This window comes from uncultured Sphingomonas sp. (assembly GCF_913777625.1).
In the GTDB taxonomy this organism is placed as follows: Bacteria; Pseudomonadota; Alphaproteobacteria; order Sphingomonadales; family Sphingomonadaceae; genus Sphingomonas.
In genome coordinates this window covers 1-21,357 of the sequence record NZ_CAJYTI010000013.1, presented here as the reverse complement: position 1 = coordinate 21,357, position 21,357 = coordinate 1, and the positions used below count along the sequence as shown (strand labels likewise).

The 21,357-nt window shown below is 66.9% G+C and carries 21 protein-coding genes and 1 pseudogene; 15 read left to right on the top strand and 7 right to left on the bottom strand.

The genetic code is table 11. The annotated features are described in order from the left end of the window. Positions 1-1,173, top strand: a complete 1,173-nt coding sequence (locus QZ814_RS08240; protein ID WP_294330822.1) for a serine hydrolase — start codon at positions 1-3, stop codon at positions 1,171-1,173. Between the two features lie 4 nt (positions 1,174-1,177). Here QZ814_RS08240 and QZ814_RS08235 read toward each other — a convergent pair whose 3' ends face one another. Next, complete coding sequence (locus tag QZ814_RS08235; protein WP_294330820.1) at positions 1,178-1,468, bottom strand: I78 family peptidase inhibitor; 291 nt, start codon at positions 1,466-1,468, stop codon at positions 1,178-1,180. Next, complete coding sequence (gene rnd, locus QZ814_RS08230) at positions 1,465-2,640, bottom strand: ribonuclease D (protein WP_294330817.1); 1,176 nt, start codon at positions 2,638-2,640, stop codon at positions 1,465-1,467. Before rnd ends, QZ814_RS08235 begins: the two co-directional genes overlap by 4 nt. Before the next feature lie 146 nt (positions 2,641-2,786). Here rnd and aspS point away from each other — a divergent pair. The 3 genes and pseudogenes from aspS to QZ814_RS08215 all read left to right on the top strand — a co-directional run bounded on the left by aspS (position 2,787) and on the right by QZ814_RS08215 (position 6,439). Continuing rightward, positions 2,787-4,621: pseudogene (aspS, locus tag QZ814_RS08225) on the top strand (aspartate--tRNA ligase). Between the two features lie 16 nt (positions 4,622-4,637). Further along, a complete protein-coding gene (locus tag QZ814_RS08220) occupies positions 4,638-5,654 on the top strand; it encodes a 2-hydroxyacid dehydrogenase (protein WP_294330814.1) in 1,017 nt (338 codons plus the stop codon). Between the two features lie 8 nt (positions 5,655-5,662). Continuing rightward, the gene (locus QZ814_RS08215) at positions 5,663-6,439 is read left to right on the top strand and encodes a polyphosphate kinase (RefSeq protein ID WP_294330812.1); all 777 of its coding nucleotides are present in this window, start codon (positions 5,663-5,665) and stop codon (positions 6,437-6,439) included. A gap of 62 nt (positions 6,440-6,501) precedes the next feature. On the opposite strand, the gene QZ814_RS08210 is transcribed toward QZ814_RS08215, so the two are convergent. Beyond that, positions 6,502-7,131, bottom strand: a complete 630-nt coding sequence (locus tag QZ814_RS08210) for a carbonic anhydrase (protein WP_294330809.1) — start codon at positions 7,129-7,131, stop codon at positions 6,502-6,504. Between the two features lie 21 nt (positions 7,132-7,152). Here QZ814_RS08210 and QZ814_RS08205 point away from each other — a divergent pair, with 21 nt between their 5' ends. From QZ814_RS08205 to QZ814_RS08190, 4 genes are all read left to right on the top strand, one after another. Then, a complete protein-coding gene (locus QZ814_RS08205; protein WP_294330806.1) occupies positions 7,153-7,296 on the top strand; it encodes a hypothetical protein in 144 nt (47 codons plus the stop codon). An 81-nt stretch (positions 7,297-7,377) separates the two neighbouring features. Further along, positions 7,378-8,067: a PEPxxWA-CTERM sorting domain-containing protein gene (locus tag QZ814_RS08200; RefSeq protein ID WP_294330804.1), complete on the top strand. Its 690-nt coding sequence runs from the start codon at positions 7,378-7,380 to the stop codon at positions 8,065-8,067. A gap of 137 nt (positions 8,068-8,204) precedes the next feature. Continuing rightward, complete coding sequence (gene lipA / locus QZ814_RS08195; RefSeq protein WP_294330801.1) at positions 8,205-9,137, top strand: lipoyl synthase; 933 nt, start codon at positions 8,205-8,207, stop codon at positions 9,135-9,137. After that, entirely contained in the window at positions 9,137-9,625 is a 489-nt protein-coding gene (locus QZ814_RS08190; protein WP_294330799.1) for a type II toxin-antitoxin system RatA family toxin, read from the top strand. The genes lipA and QZ814_RS08190 overlap by 1 nt, the downstream gene beginning before the upstream one ends. On the opposite strand, the gene QZ814_RS08185 is transcribed toward QZ814_RS08190, so the two are convergent. Together QZ814_RS08185 and QZ814_RS08180 are read right to left on the bottom strand one after the other, a co-directional pair. After that, on the bottom strand, positions 9,559-10,086 hold the full coding sequence (locus tag QZ814_RS08185) for a CinA family protein (RefSeq protein WP_294330795.1): 528 nt from the start codon (positions 10,084-10,086) through the stop codon (positions 9,559-9,561). The genes QZ814_RS08190 and QZ814_RS08185 overlap by 67 nt on opposite strands. 39 nt (positions 10,087-10,125) lie before the next feature. After that, positions 10,126-11,283, bottom strand: coding sequence for a bifunctional 2-C-methyl-D-erythritol 4-phosphate cytidylyltransferase/2-C-methyl-D-erythritol 2,4-cyclodiphosphate synthase (locus QZ814_RS08180; protein ID WP_294330792.1), 1,158 nt, complete (start codon positions 11,281-11,283; stop codon positions 10,126-10,128). A 138-nt stretch (positions 11,284-11,421) separates the two neighbouring features. On the opposite strand from QZ814_RS08180, the gene dusB reads away from it, so the two are divergent. The 5 genes from dusB (at position 11,422) to QZ814_RS08155 (ending at position 18,678) form a co-directional block, all read left to right on the top strand. Continuing rightward, positions 11,422-12,420 carry a tRNA dihydrouridine synthase DusB gene (gene dusB, locus QZ814_RS08175; protein ID WP_294330790.1) on the top strand — a complete coding sequence of 333 codons (999 nt, stop codon included), beginning with the start codon at positions 11,422-11,424 and terminating at the stop codon, positions 12,418-12,420. Further along, positions 12,396-13,505 (top strand): ATP-binding protein, encoded by a 1,110-nt coding sequence (locus tag QZ814_RS08170; RefSeq protein ID WP_294330787.1) that lies wholly within the window; start codon positions 12,396-12,398, stop codon positions 13,503-13,505. The genes dusB and QZ814_RS08170 overlap by 25 nt, the downstream gene beginning before the upstream one ends. After that, the gene (gene ntrC, locus QZ814_RS08165) at positions 13,502-14,941 is read left to right on the top strand and encodes a nitrogen regulation protein NR(I) (protein WP_294330786.1); all 1,440 of its coding nucleotides are present in this window, start codon (positions 13,502-13,504) and stop codon (positions 14,939-14,941) included. Before QZ814_RS08170 ends, ntrC begins: the two co-directional genes overlap by 4 nt. Before the next feature lie 108 nt (positions 14,942-15,049). Continuing rightward, a complete protein-coding gene (locus QZ814_RS08160) occupies positions 15,050-17,302 on the top strand; it encodes an ATP-binding protein (protein ID WP_294330784.1) in 2,253 nt (750 codons plus the stop codon). Beyond that, a complete protein-coding gene (locus QZ814_RS08155) occupies positions 17,299-18,678 on the top strand; it encodes a sigma-54 dependent transcriptional regulator (RefSeq protein ID WP_294330782.1) in 1,380 nt (459 codons plus the stop codon). Before QZ814_RS08160 ends, QZ814_RS08155 begins: the two co-directional genes overlap by 4 nt. 2 nt (positions 18,679-18,680) lie before the next feature. Here the strand turns inward: QZ814_RS08155 and QZ814_RS08150 are convergent, their stop codons facing one another. Both QZ814_RS08150 and QZ814_RS08145 read right to left on the bottom strand, forming a co-directional pair. Next, on the bottom strand, positions 18,681-18,848 hold the full coding sequence (locus tag QZ814_RS08150; RefSeq protein WP_294330780.1) for a hypothetical protein: 168 nt from the start codon (positions 18,846-18,848) through the stop codon (positions 18,681-18,683). Between the two features lie 178 nt (positions 18,849-19,026). Next, positions 19,027-19,278 (bottom strand): hypothetical protein, encoded by a 252-nt coding sequence (locus QZ814_RS08145; protein ID WP_294330779.1) that lies wholly within the window; start codon positions 19,276-19,278, stop codon positions 19,027-19,029. 187 nt (positions 19,279-19,465) lie between these two features. Here QZ814_RS08145 and hfq point away from each other — a divergent pair, with 187 nt between their 5' ends. Together hfq and hflX are read left to right on the top strand one after the other, a co-directional pair. Further along, positions 19,466-19,975 (top strand): RNA chaperone Hfq, encoded by a 510-nt coding sequence (gene hfq / locus QZ814_RS08140; RefSeq protein WP_294330929.1) that lies wholly within the window; start codon positions 19,466-19,468, stop codon positions 19,973-19,975. A gap of 7 nt (positions 19,976-19,982) precedes the next feature. Next, positions 19,983-21,323, top strand: coding sequence for a GTPase HflX (gene hflX / locus QZ814_RS08135; protein ID WP_294330777.1), 1,341 nt, complete (start codon positions 19,983-19,985; stop codon positions 21,321-21,323). Positions 21,324-21,357 lie beyond the last annotated feature (34 nt).

The window sequence follows — 21,357 nt, the reverse complement described above, 5'->3', positions numbered from 1 at the left end:
ATGCCCAAGGGATGGTTCGCGGCGCTGGCGCTGCTGGCCGCGACACCGGCGTTCGGGCAGGCGGTGGTCTCGCCCGACGTGCCGATCGATCCCAAGAGCGTCGACGGGCTGCGCAAGATCGGCGCGCAGGTGCTGTTCTGGAGCCAGGCCCAGCGCGACGCCAATTTCCCGCACATGGAGAAGCTGTTCCCCGGCCATATCGTCAAGGCCGGCGCGAAGGTGCGTCCGCTGCCGGAGGGCAAGCCGTTGCCGGTCCCGGCTGCCGAGATCGACGCCTATATCGCGGCGAACAACGTCGCCGGGCTGCTCGTCGTGCAGGACGGCAAGATCCGGCTGGAGCGCTATGCGCGCGGCTATTCGCGCGAGGGGCGCTGGACCAGCTTCTCGGTCGCCAAGTCCTTCACCTCGACGCTGGTCGGCGCCGCGATCCGCGACGGCTATATCCAGTCGGTCGACGAGCCGGTGACCCAATATATCCCGGATCTTGCCGGCAGCGGCTATGACGGGGTGACGATCACCCAGCTGCTGACCATGACCTCGGGCGTGCGCTGGAACGAGGACTATACCGACGTGAAGTCCGACGTCGCCCGGATGTTCCTGGAGGCGGTGCCGGCGGGGCAGGACCCCACCGTCTATTACATGAAGAACCTGCCGCGCGAGACCGCCCCGGGCAGCAAATGGGTGTACAAGACCGGCGAGACCAACCTGATCGGCGTGCTCGTCCAGCGCGCCACCGGCAAGCCGCTCGCCACCTATCTCAGCGACAAGGTCTGGAAGCCCTGGGGCATGGAGAGCGACGCCTTCTGGATGGTCGGTCCGTCCGGCCATGAGGTGAGCGGCTGCTGCCTGTCCGTCTCGCTTCGCGATTATGCGCGGATGGGGATGTTCGCGCTGTCCGGCGGCAAGGGCGTGGTGCCGGCGGGCTGGTTCGCCGATGCGACCCGGCCGCATGCCGATATCGGCGAGCCCGGGTACGGCTATGGCTATCAGTGGTGGACCTATCCGCAGGGGCGGTTCGGCGCGGTGGGTATTTTCGGCCAGATGATCCGCATCGATCCGAAGACCCGCACCGTGGTGGTGATGTCGAGCGCCTGGCCCAAGGCGACCGACCGGGCGTTGCAGCACGCCCGGGAAATATTCGTCGACCGGCTGATCGACGCCGCCGCGCAGTAACGGTTCAGCCGCAGCGCGCGTCGGTGATGATGCCGGTCTTGTCGACGTGCAGGTTCAGGCGGTCGACGCGGAAGTCCATCGTCACCGCCGAGCCCGGCTCGATCCAGCGCAGGCGCTTGGCGCCGGCATGGCGCAGCGCCTCGCTTTCGTCGACCGCGGTGCGCTGCTTGCCCTTGAGGTACAGCACGCGAGTCGCATCGCACTCCACCACCGCCGGGATCGGCGCGGGCTTCTTCTGCGGGGCACAGCCTGCGGTACCGGCTACCAGGGCGAAGAGCGCGATGCGGGCGATCATGCGGGTTCTTCCGTGCGGGTCATCTTGAGCTTGCCGTTGCGTACCGCAAAGCCGAGTTGCCCCTCGACCAGCGCCAGCGCGTCGCGGCCGAACTGTTCGTAGCGCCAGCCTTCGAGGATCGGCAGGTCCTTGCGGACCCCGGCGGCGAGCGCCTCGAGATCTTCGGAGCGGGCGAGCAGGCGCGGGGCGACGTTCACCTCCTTGGCGCGGATCTTGAGCAGCAGCTTGAGCAGGTCGGCGACGAGCGCGCCGTCCTTGCCGAGCGAAGGCTTGCGCTCCTCTCGGCCGGGCATCTCGTCGGCCGGCATCGGCTTCGAGTCGGCGATCGCGGCCATCATCCGCCCGCCGATGTCGTTGCCCGCCCAGGCGGCGGAGAGCCCGCGTACCTTGGCGAGATCGGCCTGCTTGCGCGGTGGGTTGGCGGCAATGTCGGCCAGCGTCTCGTCCTTGACGATACGGCCGCGCGGCAGATCCTTGCCCTGCGCTTCCAGCTCGCGCCAGCGGGCCAGCGCCTTGAGGCGGCCGAGCACCTCGGGCTTGCGGCTGTTGATGCGGACGCGCTGCCACACCTGGTCGGGATCGTTGCGATAATTCTCGGGGTCCGAGATCCGCTCCATCTCCTGGTCGAGCCACACGCCGCGGCCGGACTTGCGCAGCTTTTCCAGCATCTTGGGGAAGATCTTGGAGAGGTGGGTCACGTCCGCGATGGCATAGTCGATCTGGCGCTTGTCGAGCGGGCGGCGTGCCCAGTCGGTGAAGCGGGCGCCCTTGTCGACGACGATGCCGAGATAGGTGTCGACGAGGTTGGAATAGCCGATCTGCTCGCCCTGGCCGAGCGCCATCGCGGCGACCTGGGTATCGAACATCGGGTGCGGCGTCTTGCCCGTGAGGTTGTAGACGATCTCGATGTCCTGGCCGCCGGCGTGGAAGACCTTGAGCACGTCCTCATTGTCGACCAGCAGATCGAGCAGGGGGCCCATGTCGAGGTCCGGGGCCTTGGGGTCGATCGCCGCGGCCTCCTTGTCGTTGGCCACCTGGATGAGGCAGAGCTCGGGCCAGTAGCTGTTTTCGCGCATGAACTCGGTGTCGACCGTGATGAAGTCGGACTGCGCGAGGCGTTTGCAGAGATCGGCGAGGGTGACGCTGTCTTCGATCAGACCATGAATGTGCATCTGATGCCCATATACCGGTCTTCGGGTTGACAAAAGTGGGGTGTGACCGGAATGCGCGCGGTCATAGTGTTTCAATATCGTCGCGCCGGCCCGTTCCGGCACCGCCACGCGTGGCGGGAAGACGCCAAGGTGAGAAGAACCGCATCATGCACGCCTATCGCACGCACACCTGCGCCCAGCTCCGCTCCGCGGACGTCGGGCAAACCGTCCGCCTGTCGGGCTGGGTGCACCGCAAGCGCGACCATGGCGACCTGGTGTTCGTCGACCTGCGCGACCATTACGGCATCACCCAGATCGTCACCGACGCGAGCGGCCCGGCGTTCGAGGCGATCGAGTCGCTGCGCTCCGAATCGGTGATCACCGTCACCGGCACGGTCGTCGCCCGCGACGCCAGCGTGGTGAACCCGAACCTGCCGACCGGCGAGATCGAGGTCCGCGCGGCGGAAGTGACCGTCCAGTCCGCCGCTGCCGACCTGCCGATGCCGGTGTTCGGCGAGCAGGAGTATCCGGAAGAGATCCGCCTGCGGAACCGCTATCTCGATCTCCGCCGCGAGAAGGTCCACAAGAACATCCTGCTGCGCTCGAACGTGATTGCGTCGCTGCGCCGCCGGATGATCGACCAGGGCTTCACCGAGTTCCAGACGCCGATCCTCACCGCGTCGAGCCCCGAGGGCGCGCGCGACTATCTCGTCCCCAGCCGCGTCCACCCGGGCAAGTTCTACGCGCTCCCGCAGGCACCGCAGATGTTCAAGCAGCTGCTGATGGTCGCCGGCTTCGACCGCTATTTCCAGATCGCCCCCTGCTTCCGCGACGAGGACGCGCGCGCCGATCGTTCGCCGGGCGAATTCTACCAGCTCGACTTCGAGATGAGCTTCGTCACCCAGGACGACGTGTTCGCCGCGATCGAGCCGGTGCTCCACGGCGTGTTCGAGGAGTTCGCCGACTGGGAGGGCATGGGCCGCACCGTCAGCGCGTTGCCGTTCAAGCGCATCCCGTACCGCGAATCGATGCTCAAATACGGCAACGACAAGCCGGACCTGCGCAACCCGCTCGTCATCACCGACGTGTCGGACTTCTTCAAGGGCTCGGGCTTCGGCCGCTTCGCCTCGATCGTCGACGGCGGCGACGTCGTCCGCGCGATCCCGGCGCCGGGCACGCATGAGAAGAGCCGCAAGTTCTTCGATGACATGAACAGCTGGGCGCAGAGCGAAGGTTTCCCGGGCCTCGGCTATGCGACGCAGAAGGACGGCGTGTTCGGCGGCCCGATCGCCAACAACCATGGCCAGGACGGCATGAAGGCGATTGCGGAAGCGATGGGCCTGGGTCCGAACGACGGCATCTTCTTCGCCGCCGGCAAGGAAGCGCAGGCGGCCAAGCTCGCCGGCCTGGCGCGCACCCGTGTAGCTGAGCAGCTGGAGCTGATCGACAAGAAGCGCTTCGAGTTCTGCTGGATCGTCGACTTCCCGATGTTCGAATATGACGAGGACGCGAAGAAGGTCGATTTCAGCCACAACCCCTTCTCGATGCCGCAGGGCGAGCTGGCGGCGCTGGAGACCAAGGACCCGCTCGACATCCTCGCCTATCAGTACGACATTGTCTGCAACGGCATTGAGCTGTCCTCGGGTGCGATCCGGAACCACAAGCCGGAGATCATGTACAAGGCGTTCGAGATCGCCGGCTATACGCAGGCGGATGTCGACACGAATTTCTCGGGCATGATCAACGCGTTCAAGTTCGGCGCGCCGCCGCACGGCGGTTCGGCCCCGGGCGTCGACCGCCGCACGGCGGTTCGGCCCCGGGCGTCGACCGCATCGTGATGCTGCTCGCCGACGAGCCGAACATCCGCGAGGTGATCGCCTTCCCGATGACGCAGAAGGCCGAGGACCTGATGATGCACGCGCCATCCGCGGTGAGCGACAAGCAGCTCAAGGAACTGCACATCCGCCTGGCGCCGGGCGTCGACGGCCCCAAGGCCGGCTGAGCGGAGATCGGCGGTCATGCGCGTCGCGGTGTTCAACACCAAGGCCTATGACCGCCGCTTCCTTGCCGAGGGCAATGCCCGCTTCGGCCACGACTTGACCTTTCTCGAACCCCGCCTCGACGTGCTGACCGCCCCGCTGGCGGCGGGGCATGAGGCGGTCTGCGTCTTCGTCAACGACGGGGTCGGCGCAGCCGTGCTTGAGGCGCTGGCCAAGGCGGGCGTCCGGCTGGTGGCGCTGCGCTGCGCCGGCTTCAACAATGTCGACCTCGCGGCGGCGGAGCGGCTGGGCATCGCCGTGGTGCGCGTGCCGGCCTATTCCCCGCATGCCGTGGCGGAGTTCACCGTCGGGCTGCTGCTCGCGGTCGACCGGCAGATCCCGCGTGCCTGGTCGCGGGTGCGGGAGAACAACTTCGCGCTCGACGGGCTGATCGGCCGCAACCTCCATGGCCGCACCGTCGGCGTGGTGGGCACCGGCAAGATCGGCGCGCTGGTCGCCCGGGTGCTGCGGGCCGGCTTCGGCTGCACCGTGCTGGCAAGCGACCTCCATGCCGATCCCGCGCTGGAGGCGATCGGCGTCCGCTACGTGCCGCGTGAGGAGCTGCTGCGCACCGCCGAAATCGTCACGCTGCACTGTCCGCTCACGCCGGACACGCATCGGCTGATCGACGCGCGGGTGATTGCCGAGGCGCGGGACGGGCTGGTGATCGTCAACACCAGTCGCGGCGCGCTGATCGATACCGCCGCGCTGATCGACGGGCTGAAGTCCCGCAAGATCCGCGCAGTCGCGCTCGACGTGTACGAGCAGGAAGCCGACCTGTTTTTCGAGGACCTGTCGAACGAGATCATCGCCGACGATCAGTTCCAGCGGCTGCTGACCTTCCCGAACGTGCTGGTCACCGGCCACCAGGCGTTTCTTACGGAGGAGGCGCTGTCGGCGATCGCCGACACGACGCTGGGCAGCATCGCCGACTTTGAGGCGGGCCGGCCGCTCGCCAATCGCGTCGATGCAGCCTTGATCGCGCCGGCACGTTAGGGGCTCCCATGACGATCGATCTTTCCGACTATGAAGCCGGCGACCATTTCGACGGCGATTACGAAGCCGAGCTCACCAAGCTCCAGAAGCGGCTGAGCCATATCCAGACGGCGCATATCGTCCACAAACGCCGCGCGATCGTGGCGTTCGAGGGCTGGGACGCGGCGGGGAAGGGCGGGGTGATCAAGCGCCTCACCGCCGAATGGGATCCGCGCTATTACGAGGTCTGGCCGATCTCGGCGCCGACCCAGGAGGAGCTGTCCCATCATTTCCTCTGGCGCTTCTGGCAGCGGCTGCCCGCCCAGCACCAGATCGGCGTGTTCGATCGCACCTGGTATGGCCGCGTGCTGGTCGAGCGCGTCGAGGGCTATGCCAGCGAAAGCGACTGGCGGCGCGGCTATGCCGAGATCAACGATTTCGAGGCGCAGCAGGTCGACAACGGCGCGACGCTGGTGAAGATCTTCCTGCACGTGACGCAGAAGACCCAGGACAAGAGGCTGCGCGACCGGCTGACCCATCCATGGAAGCGCTGGAAGATCAGTCCGGAGGATTTCCGCAATCGTGCACGCCGCGCGGACTATCTCGACGCGATGCACGAGATGTTCCACCAAACCGATACGCCGCACGCGCGCTGGACGGTGATCGACGGCAACAACAAGAAGGCTGCGCGGATCGCGGCGCTGACCGCGATTGCCGAACAGCTGGAAAGGCACGTGCCGATGGTGCCGCCGGAACTAGACCCGGAGGTGGCAAACGTCGCGACCGAGGCACTGGGGAAGTTCTGAGGCTTCTCCCCCTGCATTCCCCTTCCGTCTGCGGGAGGGGAGCGCAGACTTAGGGCTGGGCCTTACGCCGCCGCAAAGGTGCCGTTGTCGTCCATCACGTGCAGCACGCCGTCCGCGATCGCGAAATACGCGCCGTGGATCGTCAGCTTGCCCGACGCCTCGCGCTCGGCGACGAACGGGAAGGTGCGCAGGTTGCGCATCGAGACGCGGACCGTCTCCTGCTCCATCGCCCGCACCGCTTCCGGGCCTTCGCCATGTTCCGCGATGATCTTTTCCCGGGCGCCGTCCAGCATGTCGACCCAGTGGGCGATGAACCCGCCTTCGCCGTTTTCGGCATCGGCGAAGCGCTGCGTGAGCGCGGCATGCGCGCCGCCGCAGGCGCCGTGCCCCATCACGACGATCTCGGGCACTTCGAGCTGCGTCACCGCGAACTCCAGTGCTGCCGAAACACCGTGGCGGCCGCCGCCGGTCTCATAGGGCGGTACGAGGTTCGCGACGTTGCGCACCACGAAGATCTCGCCGGGCGAGGTATCGAAGATCTGCGCGGGATCGACTCGGCTGTCGGAGCAGGCGATCACCATCACCTTCGGGCTCTGGCCTTCCGAAAGTTCGGCCCAGCGGGCGCGCTGGCTGCTCCAGCCGTCGGTACGGAAGCGGTGATAGCCACCGATAAGCTCTTCGAATCCAGCCATTGCCCGGCAGTAGCGGCCGGCGTGCCGCTTGTCGACGGGGCGCTGCGGCTGCGTTGGCAGGACGAGTTCGCCGTGCGCTCGGCGGCGCTGCCCGGGTTCGGCATTCGAGCCTCAAACGAAAGCCGAAATATTCGTTTCTCCCAAGAATCCGTATCGAATCATTAATAATTAGTTTACGTTACGGCGAGCTTGTCCGGATAGATAAGGGTGGCAACGGAGGCTCTTACTCTTACTTTTGGGGGTTTTATGAGCAAGATAGTGGCAGTACTTAGCTTGTTTGCCGGCGTTGTCGGTTCAGGCGCCGCCTCTGCGCAGTCGCTGAACTTTTCGGGTCTGAACGGGGATGCCGAAGAGCAGGTTCTTTCCTATTATGCAGGTGGTGCGGGTGGTCTCGGTTCGACCGGCGGCCCCAACTACGGCATCACCTTCTCGCCGAATGCTATCGTTTGCTCGGTCCAGCCGACCGGTAACTGCAATTCGGCGGCGCTTCCGACGGGTGGCAACTTGCTGTTCTTCCTCGGCGGCGGCGCTGCCACGATGAATGTGGCTGGCGGGTTCGATACTGGGTTTTCGTTCTACTACAGCGCGGTGAACAACCCCGCGTTCGTGAAGGTGTATAGCGGTCTGGACGGGCAAGGTTCTCTGCTGGCCACGATCGATCTCGCTACGACCCCGAACGGGGCGGGTACCGCTGGTTGCTACGGTGCCTCTTTCTGCCCGTATGTGCCGATTGGCGTAAGCTTCTCGGGAATCGCGCACTCGGTCGATTTCGGCGGTTCGGCCAACCAGGTGGCCTTCGCTGCCATCACGATCAATGCGTCGACCCCGCCGGGCGTGCCGGAACCGGCTGCGTGGGCGACGCTGATCGGCGGCTTCGGCTTGGCGGGTGGCGCGATGCGCATCCGGCGCACGCGTGTAGCCTTCGCGGCTGCCTGACCAGCGACGTCCAGCGTTGGGAGGGGGCGTGCGCGCTGTCGCCGCCCCCTTTTTTCGTGCCGACCGTGCGATCGGATATTGCAGGTACGGCGTTTCCGGGGCTGGCGAAACGCGGCTCGGCGCTCTATCTGCCCCCCATGAACGAGCAGACTCCGCTGCCGCGCCCCGAGCGCGTCCGCAAGCCCGACTGGATCCGCGTCAAGGCCCCCACCTCGGAAGGGTTCGCCAAGACCCGTGCCCTGATGCGCTCCAAGAACCTCGTCACCGTGTGCGAGGAAGCCGCCTGTCCGAATATCGGCGAGTGCTGGACCAAGAAACATGCGACGGTGATGATCCTGGGCGACGTTTGCACGCGCGCCTGCCGCTTCTGCAACGTCAAGACCGGCATGCCGCGCAAGGTCGATCCGCTGGAGCCGCAGCACGTCGCCGAGGCGGCGGTGCAGATGGGCCTCGAGCACATCGTCATCACCTCGGTTGACCGCGACGACCTGCCGGACGGCGGCTCCAGCCAGTTCGTCAAGGTGATCGAGGCGATCCGCAAGGCGAGCCCGACCACCACGATCGAGATCCTCACCCCCGATTTCCGCAACAAGCACGAGGCCGCCGTCGAGGCGATCGTCGCGGCGCGGCCGGACGTGTACAACCACAATCTCGAGACCGTTCCCAGGCTCTATCCGATGATCCGCCCGGGCGCGCGCTATTACGCCTCGCTGCGGCTGCTGGAGATGGTCAAGAAGCTCGATCCGTCGATCTTCACCAAGTCCGGCATCATGCTGGGGCTCGGCGAGCAGCGTCTCGAGGTTCATCAGGTGATGGACGACATGCGCTCGGCCGACATCGATTTCCTGACCATGGGCCAGTATCTCCAGCCGACGCCGAAGCATGCCAAGGTCGAGGAGTTCGTGACCCCGCAGGCGTTTCAGGCGTACGGCGCGATCGCCCGCGCGAAGGGCTTCCTGCAGGTCGCCTCGTCGCCGCTGACGCGTTCCAGCTATCACGCCGGCGAAGATTTCGCCGAAATGCGCGCGGCCCGCGAGGCCAAGCTGGCAAAGGCGAGCGCCAAGGCCTGATGCCCAAGCACAGCGAAACCCGGCAGCTTCCCTACACGCCGGAACAGATGTTCGATCTGGTGGCAGATATCGCGCGCTACCCCGAGTTCCTGCCCTGGGTAAGCGCGATGCGCGTCCGCTCGTCGAGCGACACTCAGGTCGTCGCGGACATGATCGTCGGCTTCAAGGGGCTGCGCGAGACCTTCACCTCGCGCGTCACCAAGGCGCGGCCGGACAGCGTCCATGTCGAATATGTCGATGGGCCGCTCAAGCATCTGTCGAACGACTGGAAGTTCCGCCCGGACGGGCAGGGCGGCTGTTATGTCGATTTCTGCGTCGACTTCGCATTCAAGAACCGAGTGTTCGAGATGCTGGCCGGCCAGGTGTTCGACCGCGCGCTCCGCAAGATGATCGGTGCGTTCGAGGAGCGCGCGGCGAAGCTTTATGCCTCTTCGACGGGCGCCTCGGGTTCCGGCATCAGCAGGTCGAGCGCGCACAACGCCGCCTGAAGGCGGATGCCGCCGCGACCGTTGTTTTCGAAGTGGCGCGCGTCGGCGACGACGTGCTTGGGATCGGCGCCGCGAATCGCCTGCGCGAAGACGACGGTGCCGACCGGCTTGTTCTCGGTGGCGCCGCCCGGGCCGGCAACGCCGGTGATGGCGACCGCGACATCGGCCTTGGTGCGCTCCAGCACGCCCTGCGCCATGCTCCAGGCGACCGCGATCGAGACCGCGCCGAAGGTCTCGAGCACGTCGAGGCTCACCTTCAGCACGTCCATCTTGGCGTCGTTGGAATAGGTGACGAAGCCGGCGTCGAAGACGTCGGACGAACCCGGCAATTCGGTGAGCGCAGCGGAGACCAGGCCGCCGGTGCAGCTCTCGGCAACGGCAACGCGGCGGCCGGCAAGACGGTTCGCGTCAATGACCTTGCGCGCGGCTTCTACGAGTTCGGTTGGAAGAATCGTGTCCATAGCGGCGCCCCCTTGCCACCGGTTGATCCGCAGTACGAGTCAGTTCCTTGCAGGCACGCGTACCGTGGTGACAGCCTGCGCCGCCATGCCTTCGCCGCGCCCGGTGAAGCCGAGGCGCTCGGTCGTGGTCGCCTTGACGCTGACCTGTCCCGGATCGAGACCGAGGATCGCGGCGATCGAGGCGCGGATCGCCTCGCGGTGCGGGCCGATCTTGGGCGCCTCGCAGATCAGGGTGAGGTCGACGAAGTCGAGCACGCCGCCCTCGGCTGCGACCAGCGCGGCAGCATGTTCGAGGAAGCGCGCCGAGGCAGCACCCCGCCACTGCGGCTCGCTCGGCGGGAAGTGCATGCCGATATCGCCCGCGCCGATCGTGCCGAGCAGCGCATCGGTGATCGCATGGAGGGCGACGTCCGCATCGCTGTGACCCGACAGTCCCTTGCTGTGGGGCACGCGCACGCCGCCAAGCCAGAGTTCCTCGCCCTCGGCGAAGCGGTGGACGTCATAGCCGGTGGCGGTGCGTACGCGCATCGCCGAGGCCAGCCGCGCTTCGGCGGCGGCGAAATCGGTGGGGTGGGTGATCTTTTCGAGCATCGGGTCTCCGGGGACGAGCGCGACCTGGCCGCCGATCGCGCGCAGCATCTGGGCGTCGTCGGTTGCCTCCTGCTCCGCGGGCCAACGGCGATGGGCATCGAGAATGGCGTCGAAGGCGAAGGCCTGCGGGGTCTGCACGCGGTACAGGCCGTCCCGCGGAACGATATCGCCGATTGTCGCGCCTTCGCCGCGCACCAGCGTATCGGCGACTGGTAGGGCGGGGATCGCGCCCGATGCACCCTCCAGGCTGGCGAGCAGATCGTCGATCACCCGCGCAGGGAGGAACGGGCGGGCGGCGTCGTGGATCAGCACATGGCGGAAACCATCGGCATGCAGCGCCTCCAGCCCGTTCCGCACGGACTCGCGCCGCGTGGCGCCGCCGGTGACAAAAGGCGTGGGACCCAGCGCCGCTTCGAGCATCGCCTCCTGGCCTGCGCCGATCACGGTCAGCACCGCGTCGATCTTCGGGTGGCTGCGCAGCGCCTGGTGCGCATAGTCGAGCAGCGGCTTGCCGCCGACCGTTGCATATTGCTTGGGCACTTGGCCCCCGGCGCGGGTGCCGCTGCCGGCGGCGACGAGGATGGCGGCGGTACGGGTCGCGGTCATGGGCGTGCGCCTAGCCGAGATTGCAAGGCATGGGTAGGGCACGCTCCATTCCTCCCCGGAATGGGGAGGCGTTTCACGGTGCCTTGCCCTTGCGGCCGCGGATCGCTACATGCGCTGCCTGATTTTCAGGCAGAATTGATGCGCGAACTCGCCCCCATCCAGATCGGCCCCGTGACGGTCGAAGCCCCGGTGCTGCTCGCGCCGATGACCGGCGTGACCGACCTGCCGTTCCGGCGGGCGGTGCGGCGCTTCGGCTCGGGCCTCAACGTCACCGAGATGATCGCCAGCGCCGCCGCGATCCGCGAGACGCGGCAATCGGTGCAGAAGGCGGCCTGGGACCCGATCGAGGAGCCGGTCTCCATGCAGTTGGTCGGCTGCACCCCGCACGAGATGGCCGAGGCGGCCAAGCTCAACGAGGATCGCGGTGCGTCGATCATCGATATCAACATGGGCTGTCCGGTCCGCAAGGTCACCAATGGCGACGCCGGCTCGGCGCTGATGCGCGACCTTGACCATGCGGGTGCGATCATCCGAGCCTGTGTCGATGCGGTGCAGGCGCCGGTCACGGTCAAGATGCGGATGGGCTGGGATCTCGACAGCCTCAACGCGCCCGAACTGGCGAAGATTGCGCAGGATCTCGGTGCGAAGCTGGTGACCGTCCATGGCCGCACCCGCAACCAGATGTATCGCGGCTCGGCCGACTGGAGCTTCGTGCGCCGGGTGAAGGACGCGGTCTCGATCCCGGTGATCGTCAACGGCGACATCTGCTCGGTCGCCGATGCCCGCGAGGCCCTCGCGCAGTCCGGCGCGGACGGGGTGATGATCGGCCGCGGCGCCTATGGCAAGCCGTGGATCCTCCGCCAGGTGATGGACGCGCTGACCGGCAAGGGCGACAAGCCCGAACCGTCGATCGAAGAACAATATCGCGTTATTACCGAGCATTACATCGAGACGCTCGCCCATTATGGTAACGAGGTGGGCGTCAACATGATGCGCAAGCATCTCGGCTGGTACACCAAGGGACTGCACGGCTCGGCCGAGTTCCGCAACAAGGTCAACCAGGTCGTCGACCCGGTGAAGGTGCTCGATATGCTGGCGGAGTTCTACGAGCCGTGGCTTTCCCGCGCGGCGGCCTGAGGCGGTTTCGCCCCCAGACCGTCGAGGGACCGAGCTTCGCCGAGCTGTTCGGCGCACTGCCGGTGGCGGTGCTCGTGCTCGATCCGGACGGGCGCATCGCCCATGCCAACCCGGCGTGCGAGGTGCTGCTCAACCACAGCGAGACCAGCATGGTCGGCCAGCCCTATGACGCGGTGCTGCTGCCGCCGGAGGATTATGCCGACAGGCGCGACGGGCGCGGCTTCGCGGCGTTCGATGCCGAGATCGAGGCGGTGCGCGGTACTCGGTTGCGGGTCGATTTCCTGGAAAGCCAAGTGCCCGATCATTCTGGCTGGCGGATCGTGACGCTGCATCACGCCCCCCAGGCACGCAAGGTGGGGCAGGGGCTCGATCGCAGCGCCGGCGCGCGCGCAGCGATCGGCGCGGCGGCGATGCTGGGCCATGAGATCAAGAACCCGCTTTCCGGCATCCGGGGTGCGGCCCAGCTGCTGCAGAGTGGTGGCGATCCCGAGACCAACCGCGAGCTCACCCATCTGATCACCACCGAGGTGGATCGCATCGCCGCGCTGATCGACCGGATGCAGGACTTCACCGACACCCGGCCGCTCGATCTCCAGCCGACCAACATCTACCCGCTGCTCGACCATGGCCGCCGGGTGGCGCTGGCGGGCTTCGCGCGCGGGATCGTGATCGAGGAATGGTTCGATCCGTCGCTGCCGCCGGTACTGGTCGACCGCGACGCGTTCCTGCAGGTGCTGATCAACCTGCTCAAGAATGCGGCCGAGGCGCTGAAGGGCCTCGCTCAGCCGCGGATCATCCTGTCCACTGCCTATCGCCACGGCATGTCGGTCAGCGCCGGTCCCGGCCAGCCGCGCCGGCCGCTGCCGATCGAGATCTGCGTGATGGACAACGGACCCGGCGCCCCCGCCGACATTGCCGAGCATCTGTTCGAGCCGTTCGTCTCGGGCAAGCCGGAGGGCAAGGGGCTGGGGCTGCCGCTTGTCGAGAAACTGGTGCGGGACATGGGCGGGATCGTCCAATATGCCCGCGAACGCGAACCGGAGGTTACGGTGTTCCGTATTTTGTTGCCGCGAGCCACGGCATGACGCCGGGCTCGGTTCTGGTCGTCGACGACGATTCCGCGATCCGCACCGTGGTCGCTGCCGCGCTCAAGCGCGAGGGGCATCGGGTGGCGACCGCCGCCAGCGTCGCCGAGCTGCGGCGGGCGCTGACCACCGGCGTGCCGGACGTTCTCGTCACGGACGTGGTGCTGCCGGATGGAAACGGCCTGGACGTCGTCTCCGGTCTGATGGCGCAGCATCCGACGCTACCGGTGATCGTCTTCTCGGCGCAGAACACGCTGGCGACCGCCGTCCGCGCCACCGAGGTGGGGGCGTTCGACTATCTGCCCAAGCCGTTCGATCTGGACGTGCTCACCCAGGCGGTGCGGAGCGCGATGGCGCGCGGGCGCCGTCGCCCGGCTGACCAGCCCGATGCCGATCAGGACGGCGGCCCCTCGCTGATCGGCCGCTCGCCGGCGATGCAGGAAGTGTACCGGGTGATCGCCCGGGTGGTCTCGAACGACCTCACCGTGCTGATCAGCGGCGAGTCCGGCACCGGCAAGGAACTCGTCGCCAAGGCGATCCACGATCTCGGGCCCCGCCGCCGGGCGCCGTTCGTCGCGCTGAACATGGCGGCGATCCCGCGCGAGCTGATCGAGGCCGAGCTGTTCGGCCATGAACGCGGCGCCTTCACCGGCGCCCAGGCGCGCGTCGCCGGCAAGTTCGAGCAGGCCGCGGGCGGCACGCTGTTCCTCGACGAGATCGGCGACATGCCGATGGACGCGCAGACCCGGCTGCTCCGCGTCCTGCAATCGGGCGAGTTCACCACCGTAGGCGGCGCGCGGACGATCCGGGCGGACGTCCGCATCGTCGCGGCGACCAACAAGGATCTGTCGCAGCTCGTCCAGGCGGGCCAGTTCCGCGAGGACCTGTTCTACCGGCTCAACGTGGTGCCGATCAGCCTGCCGGCGCTGCGCGAGCGCCGCCAGGACATCCCGCTGCTCGCCCGCCACTTTCTCGATCGCGCCGCCGACGACGGCCTGCCACGCAAGCAGCTCGACAAGGATGCCGTCGCGCTGCTCGAGACGCTCGACTGGCCGGGCAATGTTCGCGAGCTGGAAAATCTGATGCGCCGCATCGCCGCGCTGTCCCGCGACGAATGGATCGATGCCGCGGCGCTGCGCCGGGCGCTGGGCGATGGTGGCGGGTCGGCCCCGGTCGCGCGGGATGCCGGGATCGAGGCGGCCATCCGCGCGCGGCTCGAACGGATCGCGCTGGAGGAGCCCCGCGCGCTCGACGACGGCACGCTCTACGACCGGATTATCGGCGAGGTCGAGCGACCGCTGATCGAGATGATGCTCGCGCGGCACCAGAACAACCAGCTGCGCGCGGCGCGTGCGCTGGGCATCAATCGAAACACGCTTCGCAAGCGTCTCGACACGCTGGGAATTGCATCGCGGAGCGACGATAGCGGCGGCTGAAGCGTGCACGTTTGAGACATGTCCCTTGGACCAGGGTGACGCGGTTGCGTGACAATCGCGCAATATTATGTGTTCTTTCGGCCACAATCCGCGTGTATCAAGGATGCAATGGTCGCCGTAGCTCCAACGAGTCTCGATAGCCCGCAGGATTGGTCGCGCTCCGGCAGGGCGTTCCGGCTGGTCGAATTCGCGGTGCTGGCGATCGCGCTGGCGACACCGATCGTGACCTATTGGTTCGTTCAGCAGAACGCGAAGCAGCAGCTGTTCAGTCCCGGCGTCGCCGCGACGCTGCTGCTCGCCAATCTCCTGCCTTATGTTGCGCTGATCGTGCTGATCGGAAGACGGATCGCGATCAACCGAGCGGCGAAGTCGGCACTGGAAGGTGGCGGGCGGCTGCACGTGCGGCTGGTGGCCGTGTTCACGCTGATGGCCAGTGTACCGATCGTGCTGACCGTGATCGCGGCATCGGTCATGTTCCAATCGGGCATAAATCTGTGGGGATCGGAACGCGGGCGCGCCGCGATCGATACCGCGGCGGCGATCTCGAACGAAGGCAAGAAGCTCGTCATCAATCGCTGGACGCTCGAGGCGCGGACGATGGTCGAAGACATGCTGAGCGTCGCACCGTCGCTGCCCGAGGACTCGCCGGACTTCCAGAAATGGTTTCTGAACCAGCTCTATTATCGCACGTTCAACCAGGGCGTGATCTTCAAGGTGCTGGACGATGACCGCGTCGAGGCGCGATATGCGTGGGAGGCGCCTTCGGCGTCGGTGTTCGCGCGGCGGGTTTCGCGCAATGTCCTGAAAGTGATGAAGGACGGCGAGTTCGCCACCAATTTCGACTCCGAGGTGATCTGGGTCATCACGCCGATCGATCGCTCGCGGAACCTCTTCCTCTACGTCGCGACGCCGAACAACGTCGAGTTTCTCAATCGCCAGAACGTCGCGGCGGATCGCATCGGGCGCGAATATAACGCGCTGATCGCACGGTCGCGCGCACTGCAGCTGCAGTTCAACGCCATCCTCTTCGGCGTTGCGCTGCTGATCGTGGGCATCGCCACCTGGATCGCGCTCGCCGTTGCCGATCGCCTGGTGCGGCCGGTCGACCAGCTGGTGCAGGCAGCGCGGCAGGTGGCGGACGGCGACCTTGGTGCACGCGTGCCGACACCCGAGACGATCGACGAGATCGCCACCCTCGGCATCGCGTTCAACAGCATGACCGAACGGCTGCAGGACCAGACCAGCGCGCTGGTGACGGCGAATGCCCAGCTCGACAGCCGGCGCGCGCTGATCGAGGCGGTGCTGTCCGGGGTGTCGGCCGGCGTCGTGGCGATCGGCGGCGATCACCGCGTGCGGCTGATCAACGCCTCGGCCAATGCCCTGCTGCGACACCAGGCCGAGGACCCGGTCGGGCTGCCGCTGGAAGCGCTCGCGCCCGAACTGGAGGCGATGCTCGCCAGCGGGGAGCGCGAAGGCATCGTGCAGGTCGCGACCGGCGGCGAGGCGCGCACCTTGGCCGTCAAGGTCACGTCCGACGAGGGCGGCCAGGTGCTGACCTTCGACGACATCACCCAGCAGCTCAACGATCAGCGCCGCGCCGCCTGGGCCGACGTCGCCCGCCGCATCGCGCACGAGATCAAGAACCCGCTGACTCCGATCCAGCTCGCCGCCGAGCGGCTCCAGCGCCGCTACGGCAAGCAGGTCGACCAGAGCGACGGCGTCTTCGCCCGGCTGACCGACACGATCGTCCGCCAGGTCGGCGACCTGCGGCGGATGGTCGACGAATTCTCCTCCTTCGCGCGGATGCCCAAGCCGATGTTCCGGCGCGAGTCGCTGCTCGACATCGCGCGCCAGTCGATGTTCCTGCACGAAGTCGCGCACCCCGCGCTGCGCTTCACGCTCGACGCGCCCGATCCGGCGCCATCGCTGGTGTGCGACCGCCGCCAGATCGGTCAGGCGCTGACCAACATAGTCAAGAACGCGGTGGAGGCGATCGAGGCGCGCGAAGGCGCCGACGTGCCGCCGGGCGAAGTGCATCTCACGATCCAGTCCGAAGCCGACGACAAGCTGATCCTCACCCTGGCCGACAATGGGGTCGGCCTGCCGGTGGAGCGCGACCGGATCGTCGAACCGTACATGACCACCCGCAGCCGCGGCACCGGCCTGGGCCTCGCGATCGTCAAGAAGATCGTCGAGGAACATTGCGGCACCATCGCCTTTGCCGATCGCCCCGGCGGCGGCACCTGCGTGACCTTGTGCTTTGATACCGCGGCGCTGGCAGGCGTTGCGCTGACCGACACGCCGGACGACGCGACGGACGCGCGCCCGGCGATGCTCACCCGAACCGGAAGCAGAGTATGAGCCTGGACATTCTCGTCGTCGACGACGAACGCGACATCCGCGAACTGGTAGCCGGTGTGCTGGAGGACGAAGGCTACGCCACGCGCAACGCCGCCGACAGCGACTCCGCGCTGGAGGCCATTGCGGAACGGCGACCCAGCCTCGTGCTGCTCGATGTTTGGCTGCAGGGCTCGCGGCTCGACGGGCTGGAACTGCTCGACGAGATCAAGCGGCGCGATCCCTCGATCCCGGTGCTGGTCATCTCGGGCCATGGCAATCTCGACACCGCCGTAGCGGCCATCCGCCGCGGCGCGTCGGACTTCATCGAGAAACCGTTCGAAGCCGAGCGGCTGCTGCTGATGGTCGCCCGGGCGACCGAGACCGAGCGGCTGCGCCGCGAAGTCGCCTCGCTGCGTGCGGTGGCGGGGCGGGGGACCGACCTGCATGGCAGCTCGACCGCGATCAACACGGTGCGTGCGACGCTCAAGCGGGTCGCCTCCACCGGCAGCCGCGTGCTGATCACCGGCGGCGCGGGCGTCGGCAAGGAAGTGGCCGCCCGCCTGCTTCACGGCTGGAGCCAGCGTGCCGATGCGCCCTTCGTGATCGTCAGCGCCGCCCGGATGACGCCGGAGCGCGTCGACGAGGAACTGTTCGGCGTCGAGGAGGGCGGGGACCTGGTCCGGCCGGGACTGCTCGAACAGGCGCATGGCGGCACCTTGTTCCTCGACGAGATCGCCGACATGCCGGTCGCCACCCAGGCGCGCATCCTGCGCGTGCTGACCGACCAGAGCTTCAGTCGCGTCGGTGGAACCCGGATCGTCAAGGTCGATGTCCGCGTGGTCTCGGCGACGGCGCGCGACCTGATGGCGGAGATCGCCGCGGGCCGCTTCCGCGAGGACCTCTATTACCGGCTGAACGTGGTGCCGGTGCCGATCCCGTCGCTTACCGATCGCCGGGAGGACATCCCGCCCTTGGTGGAGCATTATGTCGCCCATTACGCCTCCGAGCGCCGGGTGCCGACGCCGGAAATCGCCGCCGACGCCATGGTGGCGCTGCAGAGCTATGACTGGCCGGGCAATGTCCGCCAGCTGCGCAACGTCGTCGAGCGGACCGTGATCCTCGCCCCGGGCGACCGGATCGGCCGGATTGACGTCGACCTGCTGCCGCCGGAAGTGCTCGGGCGGCCGAGTGACACCGGCGGCGGCATGGCCTCGAACGCAATCATGGGCGCGCCGCTCAAGGAAGCGCGCGAAAGCTTCGAGCGGGAATATCTGCGCGTGCAGATCCGCCGCTTCTCGGGCAACATCTCGCGGACGGCGAGCTTTATCGGGATGGAGCGATCGGCGCTGCACCGGAAGCTCAAGCTGCTCGGGATCACCGACGCGCGGGACGACTGAGCCTAGCGATAGGTGATGAGGACCCGTGCCTCGGGGGTATAGCCCTTGAGATAGGTCGGCACCGGCGTCTGCTTGGCGCCTTCGACCAGGATCGCAGACGCGACGGGCCGGGCGAGTTGCTGGTACAATGCGACCTTCGAACTCGCGCAGCCGCCGACCATGTCGAACATGCCGGCGGTCACCAACGAAGCCGATTGGCTGGCGATCGCCCAGCCGACGCGGCATTGTACCTGCAGGTCCCCCAGGCGCAGGCTGGCAGGGCCCGTCCCGGGCGAGACGACCCAGCGCCGGATGCGGATCGGCGCCCATTGCGAGCGGCACGCGCGTCTGCCCGTCAGTCAGGGCAAGCTATATGCCTTCAAGCGAGGGATCCCCGCCACGCGCGGCGACCTCGAACCAGAGGGCGCCTGCCGGTGCGAATGAAGGCCGGTATTTGCGGAACGCCTTGAGCGCTGCGGCAAATCCTTTGCTGGTCAGCCTATAGTCCCGGCTACCGCCGGTCACCATGATCTCGTCATCGTTACTGGCGCTGTGCTGGGCTCCCGCCGGAGAGATACACGGAAATGATGATAGGACGAAAGCACCAATCTTGCGCATCATTTCCTCCCCGCAACCTACGTTGTTGCACCAGCGGCATTTGGCCAACGTGCGACGCGAGCATGTCGCAAGGCGGCCGCACCGCGCCTATGGACGCGGACCGGCGAACGTCCTAGATTGGATCCCGGCGCCGAGGTGGCGCCGACCCTGACGCCGGGAACGGCGCAGCGCGGGACAAATCCCGCCAAGAATAAACGGAGCCAACCATATGGCAGAGAAGCAGACGTCGCTTCAGGACCTGTTCCTCAACTCCCTGCGCCGGTCGAAGACGCCGGTGACGATGTTCCTGGTGAAGGGCGTGAAGCTCCAGGGTATCGTGACCTGGTTCGATAATTTTTCGGTGCTGCTCCGCCGCGACGGCCAGTCGCAGCTGATCTACAAGCATGCCATTTCCACCATCATGCCCTCGGGCCCGATGGACCTTGCCGCGCTGCTCGATGCCGCCGGCGAATATCAGCACAAGAACCCGGTGCTGCAGGAAATATTCCTCAACGCCGTGCGCAAGGCGCAGGAAAACGTCACGATGTTCCTGGTGAACGGCGTGATGCTCCAGGGCCAGATCGCCGCATTCGACCTGTTCTGCATGCTGCTCCAGCGCGAGGGCATGGCCCAGCTGGTCTACAAGCACGCCGTCTCCACCATCCAGCCGATGCACCCGCTGAACCTCGCCGAGGAAACCAATAGCGGCGACGACGATTGACCTTCGCATGAGCACTGGTTTCGAGCGCGACCCCGACGAATTCGCACGGGGCGCGAAGGCGCTCGTCGTCTATCCGGACATGGGCGGCAGTTCGCGCGATGCCGAGGCGAGGCTGGAGGAAACCGCCGGCCTCGCCGCGGCGATCGGCGTCGACGTGGTCGAGCGGGTCGCCGTTCGGCTGCGCCAGCCCAAGCCCGGTACGCTGATCGGCTCGGGCCAGGTGGAAGCCCTTGCCGAAACGGTGCGCGACGGCGAATTGCAGCTTGCGGTGTTCGACGCGGCGCTGACGCCTGTGCAGCAGCGCAACCTCGAGACCGCGCTGGGATGCAAGGTGATCGACCGCACCGGCCTGATTCTGGAAATCTTCGGCGAACGCGCACGCACCGCCGAAGGCCGGTTGCAGGTCGAGCTCGCGCACCTGGATTACCAGGCGGGCCGGCTGGTGCGCAGCTGGACCCACCTCGAGCGCCAGCGGGGCGGCTTCGGCTTTCTCGGCGGTCCGGGCGAGACCCAGATCGAGGCCGACCGTCGCCTGATCCGCGACCGCATGGCCCGGCTGCGGCGCGAGCTCGAGCAGGTCAGCCGCACCCGTACGCTCCACCGCGACCGGCGCCAGCGTGCGCCCTGGCCGGTGGTCGCGCTGGTCGGCTATACCAATGCCGGCAAGTCGACCTTGTTCAACCGCCTCACCGGGGCGCACGTCATGGCCGAGGATCTGTTGTTCGCCACGCTCGATCCCACAATGCGGGCGATCCGGCTGCCGGGCGTGGAAAAGGCCATTTTGTCCGACACGGTCGGCTTCATCTCTGACTTGCCGACACAATTGGTCGCCGCATTCCGCGCCACCTTGGAAGAGGTGACTGCCGCCGATATCATCCTGCATGTTCGCGATATCGCTAATTCTGAAACCGAGGCGCAGAAGCGGCAGGTGCTGGAAATCCTCACTGACCTTGGCGTGATTCCCGAGGACGGTGGCGAGCCGGAAAAGGGTGGCGAGAGCGGCATCCCGATCTTGGAAATCTGGAATAAGTGGGACCTGCTCGATCCCGATCATGCCGAAGAACTGTCGGGCTTGATCTCTGACAAGAGTGATCGCGACGTCGTGCCGATCTCGGCCCTGACCGGTGAAGGCTGCGAAACGCTGCTGGCGACAGTGGGCGAAAAGCTGATGGCTGGAGCCAAGCTCTACAGTTTCGCCGTTCCGGCCGAGGACGGCGAACGCCTGGCCTTCCTGCACGCACGCGGACATGTGGTGTCCGAGACGATAGACGAGGGCGATCAAACCCCCATCGTTCGCCTGCAAGTTCGGCTGAGTGACCGCGAGCTAGGGCGTTTCTCCGCGCTCTAGCGTCTTGGCGTGCAGCCACAGCGCCTCCTGATCA